The organism is Stenotrophomonas sp. FW305-3-2-15-E-LB1, from assembly GCF_058787375.1.
Genome location: NZ_JBYSZR010000035.1, coordinates 13924 through 26587 on the forward strand (window position 1 = coordinate 13924; position 12664 = coordinate 26587).

Below are 12664 nucleotides of genomic sequence, written 5' to 3' on the forward strand. Positions count from 1 at the left end.
CGGCTTGCGCCGGCCTTCTCCTTTCTGCTTCGCGAAGCTGCTTACAGCGCCTTCGCCGCGGCCACCACGTGGTCGGTGGTGATGCCGAAGTGCTTGAACAGCTTGTCCGCCGGGGCCGAGGCACCGAAGGTGTCGATACCGATCACTGCGCCGTCCAGGCCGACGAACTGGCGCCAGAAACCGGTGACGCCGGCTTCGATCGCCACGCGCTTGCGCACGGCATTGGGCAGCACCGATTCACGGTAGGCCGCATCCTGGCGCAGGAACACGTCGGTGGACGGGATGGAAACCACGCGGGTCTTCAGGCCGGCGGCGTCCAGCTGGGCCTTGGCTTCGGTGGCCAGCGAGACTTCCGAACCGGTGGCGATCAGGATCACGTCCGGGGTGCCGGCGGCGTCGGCCAGCACGTAGCCACCGCGCTCGATCTGGGCGATCTGCTCGGCGCTGCGCGGCTGGTGCGGCAGGTTCTGGCGGCTGAACACCAGGCAGCTCGGGCCGTCCTGGCGGGTAATCGCAGCCTTCCAGCTCACGGCCGACTCGACGGCATCGCACGGGCGCCACACGTCGTTGTTCGGGATGTAGCGCAGCGAGGCCAGGTGCTCCACCGGCTGGTGGGTCGGGCCGTCTTCGCCCAGGCCGATCGAGTCGTGGGTGTAGACGTGGATCGCGTGGGCCGGGATCAGCGCGCTCATGCGCACGCCGTTGCGGGCGTAATCGCTGAACACCAGGAAGGTGGCGTCGAACGGAATGAAGCCGCCGTGCAGGGCCAGGCCGTTGGCGATGGCGGTCATGCCGAACTCGCGCACGCCGTAATACACGTAGTTGGCGTTGGCATCATCGCTGGCCACCGACTTGCTGCCCTTCCACAGGGTCAGGTTCGAGTGCGCCAGGTCGGCCGAGCCGCCGACGATTTCCGGCAGCAGCGGCGCGAAGGCTTCGATGGCCAGCTGCGAGGCCTTGCGCGAGGCGATGGTGGCGCCTTCAGCAGCAACCTTGGCGATGTAGGCATCGGCCTGGGCGACGAAGTCGGCGGGCAGTTCGCCATGCGAACGGCGGGTCAGTTCGGCGGCTTCGGCCGGGTACTGCGCGGCGTACTTGTCGAACTGCTGTTCCCACTCGGCCTGGCGCAGGGTACCGGTACCGCCGGCACGCCAGCCGGCGTAGATCTCTTCCGGAATCTCGAACGGACCGTAGTTCCAGTCCAGCGCCTTGCGGGTGGCGGCCAGTTCGTCCTTGCCCAGGGCGGCGCCGTGGCTGGATTCCTTGCCGGCCTTGTTCGGCGAACCGAAGCCGATCGTGGTGCGGCAGCAGATCAGGGTCGGCTTGTCGCTCTGCGACAGCGCGGCCTCGATGCCGGCCTTGATGCTTTCCGGGTCATGGCCGTCGACATCACGCACGACGTTCCAGCCGTAGGCCTCGAAACGCTCGGGGGTGTTGTCGGTGAACCAGCCCTCGACGTTGCCGTCGATGGAGATGTGGTTGTTGTCCCAGAAGCAGACCAGCTTGTGCAGGCCCCAGGTGCCGGCCAGCGAAGCGGCTTCGTGCGACACGCCTTCCATCAGGCAGCCATCGCCCATGAACACCCAGGTGCGGTGGTCCACGATCTCCAGCTCCGGGCGGTTGAAGCGCTGTGCCAGCAGCTTCTCGGCCAGGGCGAAGCCCACGGCATTGGCAAAACCCTGGCCCAGCGGGCCGGTGGTGGTTTCCACGCCCGGGGTCTCGTGGCGTTCCGGGTGGCCGGCGGTGTGGCTGCCCAGCTGGCGGAACTGCTTCAGCTGCTCGATCGGCAGGTCGTAGCCGCTCAGGTGCAGCAGCGCGTACTGCAGCATCGAGCCGTGGCCGTTGGACAGCACGAAGCGGTCGCGGTTGAACCACTGCGGGTTGTTCGGGTTGTGCCGGAGGAAGTCGTTCCAGAGCACTTCGGCGATATCGGCCATGCCCATGGGCATGCCGGGATGGCCGGAATTTGCGGTTTCAACCGCATCAGCGGCAAGGAAGCGGATGGCGTTGGCCAACTGGCGACGGGTAGGCTGCGTCATGGTTCTGTCGGAATCGGGAGGCGGCCGCGAAACTGCGGGCGCGCCATTGTCCCACAGACGCCCGGCAGGGTCAGGTCAACGTCGCCCGGAAACGAGACGGGGTCGGAGCCCTTTCCTGGTGGAAAGGGATCCGACCCCGTTCAGGTGTTGCCGGGATCAGTTGTCCAGACGGGCGGCGGCAGCAGCGGCCTCGGCCGGGGTGTCCGCGGCCTCGCCCTTGGCCACCAGGGTGGTCAGGGCCAGGTCGCCGGTCACGTTCAGCGCGGTACGGCACATGTCCAGGAAGTGGTTCACGCCCAGGATCAGGCCGATGCCCAGCGGGTTCACGCCCACCATGGCGCAGATCATCGCCACCACCGGCAGCGAGCCGGAGGGAACGCCCGCAGTGCCGATGCCGCCCAGGATGCAGACCGCCATCACCATGACCTGCTGGCCGATGGACAGGTCCACGCCGAAGAACTGGGCCAGGAAGATCACCGTCACGCCCTCGAACAGCGCGGTGCCGTTCTGGTTGGCAGTGGCGCCCACGGTCAGCACGAAGCGCGACACGCGCTGCGGCAGGCCCATCTGGTCGGCCACGCGCAGCGCGGTCGGCAGGGTGGCGTTGCTGGAAGCGGTCGAGAACGCCATGACCGTCGCTTCCTGGGTATCGCGGAAGAACGACAGCGGCGAACGGCCCGACAGCCACACGGCCGCGCCATAGGTCACGATCATGTGCAGGCCCAGCGCCAGCACCACCACGCCCACGTAGGCGCCGAGGCGGATGATCAGCTCGAAGCCGAACAGCGCGGCCAGGTTGAACATGAAGCAGGCCACCGCATACGGGGCCAGGCGGATGACCAGGTTGATCAGGGTCATCGAGATTTCGAACACGCCTTCGATGGCGCGGCGCAGCGGGGCGACCTTCGCTTCATCGGTCAGCACCATGCCGATGCCGAACATCAGCGCGAAGAACATCAGCGACAGGATGGCGCCGTTGTCCGACGCGGCCTGCAGCACGTTGCTCGGCACGATCGACAGCAGCATGTCCATGCCCTTGGGCGTGCCATGGATGCCGGCCACGATTTCCTTGCTGCGCTCGGCGTTCTCCGAGAGCATCAGCGCGGCGGTCTGCGGGTCGACGCCGGCGCCCGGCTTGAGCACGTTGACCAGCACCAGGCCGATGCCCACGGCGATGCCGGACAGCAGCACGGTGTAGGCCAGGGTCTTCCAGCCGATGCGGCCAAGGGCGCGGATGTCGCCCATCTCCGACACGCCCATGATCAGCGCCGAGAAGATCAGCGGCACGATCAGCATGAAGATCAGGTTGAGGAACAGGCCCGACGCCGGCGTGGTGATGTAGTCCATGACCCACTTGCCACCGGCCTGCAGGCCATCGACGCTGCCGCCCAGGGCATGCACGGTGAGTCCCAGGACCAGGCCGATCGCAAAGCCGATGCCCATCTTCCAGTGCAGGGGCAACTTCTTCTTGTCGGCAGCAGCTGCTGTCATACGCGGCGTTCCTCGAAAAATGAATCTACTCTAACAAAGCGCGCAAGCCGCGCCGGTTCAGGGTCGCTGCGTGGGGTACAGCGGCGCCAGCCCAGTGTCGCCGGCCTCCTGCGGTGTCGACCAGTGCGGTCCGTCACGGAAGCATTCGCGCAGGCGTGCACGCAGTGCGGAGGCTTCGCCCTGCCCGCCCCAGCGCGCGGCCTGCAGGTCCAGCAGCACCTGGCGCTGGGCTGGATCGGCCAGGCGTTCGATCACCTGCTCCAGGCGCTCGACGCCGGCCATCGCACACAGCTGCGCCTGCACCTGGTCAAAACCTTCGCCGTCGAGCGCACGGCGCAGCTCGGCCACGCTGCCGCGCGAAACACCATTGTGGTTGGCGCCTGCCGCCGTGGGCGAACCTGCAGGAGACACGCGGCGGCCACGGCGCCAGCCCCAGGCCAGGGTCAGCAGCCACAGCAGGGCGAGGCCGGCGGCGGCGGCGATCCACGGCCACGGGCGCGCGTCCGCGGCCCCCAGCGGCACGGCAGTCGGTGCGGCCGGCGGCGCGTCGTCGCCGGGCAGCGCGGCCTGTGTGTCGATGGGCTGGGCGGCCGGAGCGCCGCCACGGCCGGCGGCCACCGCCAACGTGAGGTCCGGCAGCGTGGCCTGCTGGGCGCTGCCGCTGTCCACGTTCCACCAGGCCAGCCTGGGCCCGGGCACCACCAGCGTGCCGGCCTGGCGCGGCACGATCGAGTAGCGACGGGTGATCTTCAAGCGCGGCGTACTGCCGGTGAACGTCTCATCGTACTGGGCCGGCTCGGCGAAGACCTGCCCGGCATCGCCCACGTCGGGCACCGGCAGATCGGTGAACTGGGCGCGGGTCGCGCCGTTGGCCACGGCTTCGACCACCACGGTGGCCGCTTCGCCGGCACGCGCACTGTCCGGCGCCGTGGTGTAGCGCAATTGCAGCCCATGCAGCGGCAACCACGGCTGCGGTGCCTGCGCCGGCTGCGCGCGGACCTGCAGGGTACGCTCGGGGGCGACGGCATTCATGCGCCCGTCGCCACCGGCGCCGAAGAAATCATCGAAGAAGCCACCTGCGGTGCGCCCGTTGAAGCGGGCACCGGGCAGGCGCAGCGGCCCGCTGCGTTCGGGAATCAGCAGGAAGCGCCGCTCCACCACGTTGTAGCGGCGGCCGTTGATCTGGCGCACGTCGGTGCGGTCCTCGCCCACCCGCTGCAGCGACGCGCCCTCGGGCGTATCCAGCACCAGCTCGCCGGAGGCCAGCTGCGAGGCGAAGTAGAGGCGCACCACCACGCCGACGCTCTGCTGCACGTAGGGCTGCGCATCATCCACCTCGGTTTCGACGAAGGCGACGGCATTGCTCTGTGCGGTGGCCACCGTGCCCGCGCCCACCTGCAGCTGCAGCGGCTCGGTGCGCTGGCTGCCCACCTGCAGCGAGGGCACCAGCAGGGTGCCGCTGCGGCGCGGGGTCAGCGTCACCGAGTAGACGGTGCGCTGCTGCATGCTGCCGTTGCTCCATTGCACCTGGCGGTTGCTGCCCTGCGCGCCCAGCACGAAATCGGCATTCAACGGCGCGTAGTCCGGGCTGCCCTGGTCGGTTTCCACCTGCAGCGTGACCGGTTCACCGAGCTGGGTGCTGGTCGTCTCCAGCCACGCGCGCGTCTGCGCCAGCGCGGCCGATGGCAGCCAGGCCAGCAGCATCGCCAGCAGCACCGTCACGTGGAGTGTCCTGCGCGGCACGCCGATCATCGCCCTTCCCTCTTTCTACGTTCGTTTTCCAGCTGGAACTTGGTGCGCAGCAACGAGCCCGGGTCATCGGGCACGCGGCGCATCCAGGCGTCCACGGCCTGCTGTTCCTCGCGCTGCTGCGGCGTGCGCCCGTCGCCACGTCCAGCGGGCTTGCCCTGCTCGCCCGGCCTGGATTGCTGCATGGCCTGCTGCATGCGCTGGCGCTGTTCCGCATCGGCCTGTGCCTGCGCCTTTGCATCAGCCGCCTGCGGACCGGCGTCCTGGCGGTCCTTGTCACCGGGCTTGCCCTGCTGCGGCGGCTGTTGATCCTGCTGGCCCTGCTGCGGGCCCTGCTGCCCCTGCTTGGGATCCTGCTGCCCCGGCGAACCCTGCTGGCCCTGTTGCTGCCCTTGCTGCGGCTGCTGCTGGCCCTGTTGCTTGTCCTGGTTGGAGCGGTTGTTCTGGTCCTTGCTGGACGGCGGCTTGCGCTTGCGCGCGGCGTCCACCACCGCACGGTTGGCCACCGCATCGGCCATGCCGGGATGCTTGGCGAGTGCGCGGTCGTAGGCGGCGATGGCACCGTCGTAGTCGCCCTGCCGCGCCAGCGCGTTGCCCAGGTTGTACAGGCCGGCATCGCTGTCGATGCCTTCGAAGCGCGCGCGCGCCGTATCAAAATCGCCGTTGCGGTAGGCCTGCACGCCTTCGGCGATGCGTTCGTGCTCGCGCTGGTCGGCACGCTGCCAGAGCGTGCCGGTTTCCCTGGCCGGTGTGTTGCGGGGTTGCGCCTGCAGGTTGCCTGACAGCGGCAACAGCCCCACCGCCAGCACCGCGGCCAGCACCGCGCGGCGGCGGAACGCCAGCAGGGCCAGCAGCATCAGCGGCGGCAACAACCAGTAACCTTCGTCCTGCCATTGCCTGCCCTGCCCCGGGCCCTGCCGTGCAGGGCCATCACTGGCATCCAGCACGTCCAGCGCACGCAGGTCGCGGTCATCGGCGGCAATGCGCGCGTACTGGCCCCCACCGGCGGTCGCCACCGTGCGCAGGCTGCCTTCATCCAGCGCCGCCTGCGCGATCTGCCCGCTGCCATCGCGATAGGCCGCGCCCGTGGGCGTGCCCAGCCCCAGCACGGACACCTGCTGGCCGAGACTGCGCGCCTGCGTTGCGGCAAGAGCAGCGGCAGCATCGGCCTGGTCAGTGACCAGCAGGATGCGCCCGCGCAGCGTGCCGGTCTGGCGCAGCAGCTGGGTGGCCCAGTCGATGCCACGGTCGGCATGCTGGCCATCGCGCGGCATCACATCCGGGGCCAGCGCATCCAGATAGAGCGCTACGTTGGCGGTGTCATCGGTCAACGGTGCAACGGTGTAGGCATCGTCGGCATACACCACCAGGGCAACCTGGCCCCCTTGCCGCGCACGCAGCAGCGCACCGATCTTCGCCCGCGCCTGCAGCAGCCGCGAAGGCGGCAGGTCGGTTGCGGTGATGCGGCTGGACAGGTCCAGCACCACCACCAACGGCGTGCCGGCCTGGTACATCGGCTGCGCCTGCTGGCGCCAGCTGGGGCCAGCCAGGGCCAGCACCGCCAGCGTGCAGCCCAGCAGCAGGGCCCACGGCAGGCGCGTACGGCGGCGCTCACCGGCCGCCAGCAGGTGCGACAGCAGGTGGGCATCGACCGCCTGCCGCCACGCATCGCTGCGGCGTTGCCGGTACAGCGTGGCGGCGATGACCAGCGGCAGCACCAGCAGCGCCCACAACCATTCCGGCCGCAGGAAATGCAGTGCGCCCGCATCGGGGAGGACGGCGTGGAGCTTCTGCAGGAAGGTCGCGATCATCGGCGTCGCTCCGGCCACAGCCAGGCCAGCGCGCCCAGCAACAGGGCCAGCGCGAGCGGCCAGGCATAGCGTTCGCTGCGCGGGCGCAGGCTCGGCCCCTTGGCGGCGATGGGTTCCAGCCGGTCCAGCTCGGCGTAGATGCCAGCCAGCTCGTCGGTGTCGCGGGCGCGGAAGAATCGGCCCCCGGTCATCTCGGCAATCCTGCGCAGGGTGGCTTCATCCACTGGATCACGATCACTGGCGATGGGGATGCCGAACAGGCGCATGCTGCCATCGCTGCCAAAGGCGACGGTGTGCACGCGCACGCCTTCGGCACGGGCCAGTTCGGCCGCGCGCAGCGGCTCCAGCACACCGGCATTGCTGACGCCGTCGGTCAGCAGGATCAGCACGCGCTGTCCTTCGGGTTGGCTGCGCAGGCGCTTGACCGCCAGCGCGATCGCATCGCCGATGGCGGTCTCACGCCCGGCCAGGCCGACCACGCTGTCGCGCAGCTGGTCACGCACGCTGGCCAGGTCGGGGGTGATCGGGGTGAGGGTGTACGCGCGGTCACCGAACACCAGCAGGCCGACACGATCACCGGCACGCCGGTCGAGGAAGTCGGCCAGCACCGCCTTGGCCGCGGTCAGGCGTTCCACTGCCTGCGAGCCGAGCACCATGTCCGGCTCGCTCATGCTGCCGGACACATCCATCGCCAGCATCATCTGCCGGCCCTGCTGCGGCGGCGTGATGGCCTCGCCCAGCTGCTGCGGCCGTGCCATCGCCACGCACAACGCGGCCCACGCCAACCACAGGATGAGCGTGCGCAACCAGGATGCATCGATACGCCCGCCCCCGGACAATGCCTGCAGCTCGGCTGCGGCATAGGGCACGCGCAGGGCTGCACCGGGGTCGGCGCGGCGTTTCCACAGGTGCATCAGCAGCGGCACCGGCAGCGCAAAGAGCGCCAGCGGCCAGGCCAGCTGCAGGTCCGGCCAGGGCCAGTAACTTGCCAGCAGGCTCATCGGCGGCGCTCCTGCAGCAACTGCAGGTATCGCTCGCGCGCCCAGCGACGGACCTCGGCCACGTCGCCTGCTGCGACCTGCGGCCGGTAGGCGCCTTCGGCCAGCAGGCGACGCTGCGGCTCGGACAGCTGTTGCTTCGGATCGATCCGCTGCCACCAGGCCTGGTCATGCAGGGCTTCGCTGCCGGGCTGGGCCAGCCGCGCGGCACGGCGCAGCAGCCCGGCGATGGCGGCCAGCTCGGCCGCTGCGGCGGGCGCGGCCTGCAGCTCCCGGTCGAACTGCTGCAGCCAGCGCTGGCGACGGCGACGACGGCGCTGGCTGATGAACACAAGGATGCCCAGCACCAGCAGCAGGACGGCGGCCAGCATCAGCCAGCCCGGTGCGGGCGGCCACCACGACGGTGGCGGCGGCAGCGCGACATCGCGCAGCGGCAGCGCCGCACTCATGCCGGCACCTCGGTGGGCGCAGGTGCCAGCCAGTCATCGCTGGGGGCGTCGGTGGAAAGGATCTGCACATCGACCCGGCGAGCGGCCAGCTGCTGGCGCAGCGCCTGCAGCGGTTCGACGAAGTGGGCGTGCCAGTGCTCCTGCACCTCGCTGCGGCGCAGGTCCAGGCCGATGCGCTGCTGTGCGGCCAGGAACTGCAGCGGTGCCGACGGCGGCTGCAGTTCCAGCGGGTCGACCAGCAGCAGCAGGGTCAGGTCATGGTGCTGGGCCAGGGCGCTCCAGCGCGCCGGCGCGATGCGCAGGGCCTGCTGGGGATCGGCCAGCACCAGCATGCGCGCGCCGGGGCGCAGCACGCGGCCGGCGTGGTCCAGCGCACGCTCCAGGCCGAGGTCATCGGCGGGCGGTTGCGCATACCAGCGGGTCAGTGCGTCGAGCACGCGCAGCACGCCACGCGGCCCGCCGGCTGGGGCGATCGGTGGTTCACGGTCGCTGCCGCGCAGGGCGCCGATTCGGTCGCCACGACGCTGCGCCGACCATGCGGCCACGGCACCGGCGCGTGCGGCCTGCACCGATTTGAAGCGCACGCGCGTGCCGAAGTACAGCGCGGGCGAGGTGTCGGCCACGATCAGGCTGACCCGCTCGCGCTCGGCCTGGAACAGCTTGGTGTGGGCGCGGCCGGTCCGTGCGGTCACCCGCCAGTCGATGTGCCGCGCGTCATCGCCGGCGACGTATTCGCGTGATTCGGCGTACTCCATGCCGCGCCCACGCAACGGTGAGGGCGCCTGGCCGGCATTGCCGGCACGCCCACGGCGTGGCGGTGGCGGTCGCTGGGCCAGGCGGCGCAGGGCCACCAGTTCGGCCAGCTGCGGGCGCAGGCCATCGCCTTCGACCACGCGGGCGCTCTGTGGCGCGGATGGATCGGACATGCGCAGGCTCAGGGTGCCGGCACGCGGGCCAGCAGTTCCTGCACCAGGCGCTCGCCATCCCAGCCTTCGGCAGTGGCTTCGTAACTGGGCAGCACGCGGTGGCGCAGCACATCGGCGGCCACGGCGCGCACGTCATCGGGGGTGACGAAGTCACGACCGGCCAGCCAGGCCCGCGCACGCGCACAGCGCTCCAGCGCGATCGAGCCGCGCGGGCTTGCGCCCCAGGCGATGCGGCGGCCGAGGCCGGCGTCATAGCGCGACGGATCGCGCGAGGCCAGCACCAGCTCGATCAGGTAACGCTCCAGCGCCGGCGCCATGTGCAGGTCCAGCACTTCGCGACGGGCGTCGAAGACCACCTGCATCGGCAGCTTTTCCGGTGCAGGCGCCGCGTCGCCGAGGGCGCCACGTGCGCGCTCGCGGGCCAGGCGCAGGATCTCCGATTCAGCGGCCTGGTCGGGATAGCCGATCCGCACATGCATCAGGAAGCGGTCCAGCTGCGCCTCGGGCAGCGGGAACGTGCCCTCCTGCTCGATCGGGTTCTGCGTGGCCATCACCAGGAACAGCGACGGCAGCGCATAGGTATGCCGGCCGACAGTGACCTGGCGCTCGCCCATGGCTTCCAGCAGGGCCGACTGCACCTTGGCCGGGGCGCGGTTGATTTCATCGGCCAGCAGGATCGGATGGAAGATCGGGCCCGGCACGAATTCGAAGCGGCCTTCCTGCGGGCGCCAGATCTCGGTACCGGTCAGGTCGGCCGGCAGCAGGTCCGGGGTGAACTGGACGCGGGCGAAATCGGCTTCCAGGCGCGAGGCCAGCGCGCGGATGGCGGTGGTCTTGGCCAGGCCGGGGGCGCCTTCAACCAGCAGGTGACCGTCGGCCAGCAGGGCGATCAGCAGGCGCTCGACCAGCGCAGCCTGGCCGACGATCTCGGCCGACAGGGCGTCACGCAGGCCGATGAAGGCCGCATGCAGCTGCGACGGGGTCTGCGCGGGCGGCGCGGTGGTTGGCGCGTCGGGCGGCGCGTTCGACGAATCGGGCATCGGCGGTGGCAGGTTCATGGGGGCCTTTGACCGGCGCGGGGTGGCACGGGTTCCCCACATCATCGCAGGCCGGTCCCGGGATTGGATCAAGGACGGATGAATGGCCATCCATGCAGGGCATGGCGCCACAACGAACCGGGGCCGCACATGGCGGCCCCGGTTCGAACAGCGTGTGATGGCTGGCTCAGCTCTTCTTGGCCACGCGCAGCACCTTCGGGGTCACGAACACCAGCAGTTCGGCCTTGTCCTTGTTGCGGCCACGCTTCTTGAACAGGTTGCCCAGGAACGGCACGTCGCCCAGGAACGGCACCTTGCTGACGCTGCTGCGGTCGGTGAACTCGTACACGCCACCGATCACCACGGTCTGGCCGTCTTCCACCAGCACGGCGGTGTTGACTTCGCGGCGGTTGATTTCCGGGATTTCACCGTAACCAGCCAGGGTGATGTAACGCTGCACTTCGTCCTTCTTGACCTCCATGTTCAGGAACACACGGTTGTCGTCGGTGATGGTCGGGGTGACCTTCAGCTGCAGCACCACTTCCTTGAACTGCACGTTCGGGGTGGCGGCACCGCCGGCGGCACCGCCGCCGCTGATGGTCACGTAGCCGATTTCCTTACCCTGCTTGATCAGGGCCTCGCGCTGGTTGGTGGTCACCACGCGCGGGTTGGAGATCACTTCACCACGCGACTCTTCCTGCATGGCCGACAGTTCGACGTCCAGCAGGTAGCCCGCGTTGAGGATCGACAGTGCCAGCGAACCCGGGTTGCTGGTGGAGGCCACCGGCAGGTTCCAGTTGAGGCCTTCACCGATCTTCGACGCCGTCGGAATCGGGGCGGGGCCGACGCTGCCGCCGGTGATCCAGTCACGCACGGCATTGGCGTTGGCTGTGTTGGTGTCCACCTGCGAATTGAGCGTGCTGTGGTTCTGGGCCACGTTGCCGCCGAAGAACACATTGTCGCGGCTGCCGCTGATGCCGAACTTCGCACCCAGCTCGCGGGCGAAGGTATCGGTGGCGATGACGATGCGGCTCTCGATCAGCACCTGGTCGACCGGGCGGTCGATCACGTTGATCAGCTCACGCATGCGCGCGATCTTCTTCGGGATGTCGCTGATCATCAGGGTGTTGGTGCGCTCGTCGGCCACGATGCGGCCGCGCGAGGACAGGAAGCCGCTCTCTTCATTGCTGGAGCTGCTGCCACCACTGCCACCACCGCCGCCACCGATGCCCTTGGCTTCGGTCAGCGCTTTGAAGATCTGCGAGGCGCTGTGGTAGTTGATCTGCACGTAGTCGGTCACCAGATCCTCGCGGTTCTCGATGGCGATGCGTGCGTCTTCCTTTTCCTGCTCGAACTTGGCCAGCTCAGCCTGCGGCGCGACCCAGATCACGCTGCCATCCTGGCGCTTGTCCATGCCCTTGGCGCGCAGCACGATGTCCAGTGCCTGGTCCCACGGCACGTTGACCAGGCGCAGGGTCACATTGCCCTGCACCGAATCGGACGCTACGACATTCAGGTTGGATTCTTCGGCGATCAACTGCAGCACGGTGCGCACCGGCACGTCCTGGAAGTTGAAGGTCACCGGCTTGCCGCTGTAGCCACGCTGCGGCACGCCCTTGGCGGCCTGGGTGACGCTGCCTGCGGTGACGGCACCGACGGCGGCCGGTGCCTTGCGGGCACTGATCTCCACCACGTACTCGTTGCCGCTCTGGTAGGCCAGCGATTCAACCGCGCCGCCGGTGCTCAGCACCAGCTGGGTGCCTGCGCCGGACGGCTTGGCATCAATGCGCTGCACCGGCGTGGCGAAGTCGGTGACGTTCATCGGCTTCTGCAGGTTGGCCGGCAGCCGGGCATTGCCGACGTCGACCACCACGCTGTTGTCCTGCGTGCGCAGGTCAGGGATGGCGCCCTGGCCGTCGAACTCGACGATCAGGCGGCCGCTGCCGTCTTCACCGCGTTTGAAATCGATCCGCTGCACCGCCAGCGATGCCGGCGCGGTGGCCTGCGCTGCAACGGCGGTGCTGGCCGGCTTTTCAGCCGGTGCGGCAGCCAGCGCCGGAGCGCAGGCCAGCATCAGCGCGACTCCCAGCGCGCTGATGCGGTTCAAGGTAGAGCGCCGGATGGGTCGCAGCCCCTTGGCTTGGTGAAAAGTCATCGTGCTATC

9 protein-coding genes are annotated in these 12664 nt (G+C 69.4%); all 9 read right to left on the reverse strand.

Features of this window, described 5'->3' with window-relative positions; all coding sequences use genetic code 11:
* Positions 1–41 precede the first annotated feature (41 nt).
* Positions 42–2039, reverse strand: coding sequence for a transketolase (gene tkt / locus AC3WL7_RS18990; RefSeq protein WP_108760452.1), 1998 nt, complete (start codon positions 2037–2039; stop codon positions 42–44).
* A 156-nt stretch (positions 2040–2195) separates the two neighbouring features.
* Positions 2196–3530, reverse strand: coding sequence for a dicarboxylate/amino acid:cation symporter (locus tag AC3WL7_RS18995; protein ID WP_492752460.1), 1335 nt, complete (start codon positions 3528–3530; stop codon positions 2196–2198).
* A gap of 57 nt (positions 3531–3587) precedes the next feature.
* On the reverse strand, positions 3588–5282 hold the full coding sequence (locus tag AC3WL7_RS19000) for a BatD family protein (RefSeq protein WP_492752462.1): 1695 nt from the start codon (positions 5280–5282) through the stop codon (positions 3588–3590).
* Positions 5279–7090 (reverse strand): vWA domain-containing protein, encoded by a 1812-nt coding sequence (locus AC3WL7_RS19005; protein WP_492752463.1) that lies wholly within the window; start codon positions 7088–7090, stop codon positions 5279–5281. Before AC3WL7_RS19005 ends, AC3WL7_RS19000 begins: the two co-directional genes overlap by 4 nt.
* Complete coding sequence (locus tag AC3WL7_RS19010) at positions 7087–8091, reverse strand: vWA domain-containing protein (protein ID WP_108747278.1); 1005 nt, start codon at positions 8089–8091, stop codon at positions 7087–7089. Before AC3WL7_RS19010 ends, AC3WL7_RS19005 begins: the two co-directional genes overlap by 4 nt.
* Positions 8088–8537, reverse strand: a complete 450-nt coding sequence (locus tag AC3WL7_RS19015; protein ID WP_492752465.1) for a DUF4381 family protein — start codon at positions 8535–8537, stop codon at positions 8088–8090. Before AC3WL7_RS19015 ends, AC3WL7_RS19010 begins: the two co-directional genes overlap by 4 nt.
* Positions 8534–9463, reverse strand: coding sequence for a DUF58 domain-containing protein (locus AC3WL7_RS19020; RefSeq protein WP_492752466.1), 930 nt, complete (start codon positions 9461–9463; stop codon positions 8534–8536). Before AC3WL7_RS19020 ends, AC3WL7_RS19015 begins: the two co-directional genes overlap by 4 nt.
* Positions 9464–9471: 8 nt before the next feature.
* A complete protein-coding gene (locus AC3WL7_RS19025; RefSeq protein WP_492752468.1) occupies positions 9472–10521 on the reverse strand; it encodes an AAA family ATPase in 1050 nt (349 codons plus the stop codon).
* A 166-nt stretch (positions 10522–10687) separates the two neighbouring features.
* Entirely contained in the window at positions 10688–12655 is a 1968-nt protein-coding gene (locus tag AC3WL7_RS19030; protein ID WP_492752469.1) for a type IV pilus secretin PilQ, read from the reverse strand.
* Positions 12656–12664 lie beyond the last annotated feature (9 nt).

Bases quoted from the DNA above. Each gene is read 5' to 3' on its own strand.
- AC3WL7_RS19000 (WP_492752462.1), bottom strand. From the start codon at position 5,282: ATGATCGGCGTGCCGCGCAGGACACTCCACGTGACGGTGCTGCTGGCG.
- AC3WL7_RS18995 (WP_492752460.1), bottom strand. From the start codon at position 3,530: ATGACAGCAGCTGCTGCCGACAAGAAGAAGTTGCCCCTGCACTGGAAG.
- AC3WL7_RS19030 (WP_492752469.1), bottom strand. From the start codon at position 12,655: ATGACTTTTCACCAAGCCAAGGGGCTGCGACCCATCCGGCGCTCTACC.
- AC3WL7_RS19015 (WP_492752465.1), bottom strand. From the start codon at position 8,537: ATGAGTGCGGCGCTGCCGCTGCGCGATGTCGCGCTGCCGCCGCCACCG.
- AC3WL7_RS19005 (WP_492752463.1), bottom strand. From the start codon at position 7,090: ATGATCGCGACCTTCCTGCAGAAGCTCCACGCCGTCCTCCCCGATGCG.
- AC3WL7_RS19010 (WP_108747278.1), bottom strand. From the start codon at position 8,091: ATGAGCCTGCTGGCAAGTTACTGGCCCTGGCCGGACCTGCAGCTGGCC.
- AC3WL7_RS19020 (WP_492752466.1), bottom strand. From the start codon at position 9,463: ATGTCCGATCCATCCGCGCCACAGAGCGCCCGCGTGGTCGAAGGCGAT.
- tkt (WP_108760452.1), bottom strand. From the start codon at position 2,039: ATGACGCAGCCTACCCGTCGCCAGTTGGCCAACGCCATCCGCTTCCTT.
- AC3WL7_RS19025 (WP_492752468.1), bottom strand. From the start codon at position 10,521: ATGAACCTGCCACCGCCGATGCCCGATTCGTCGAACGCGCCGCCCGAC.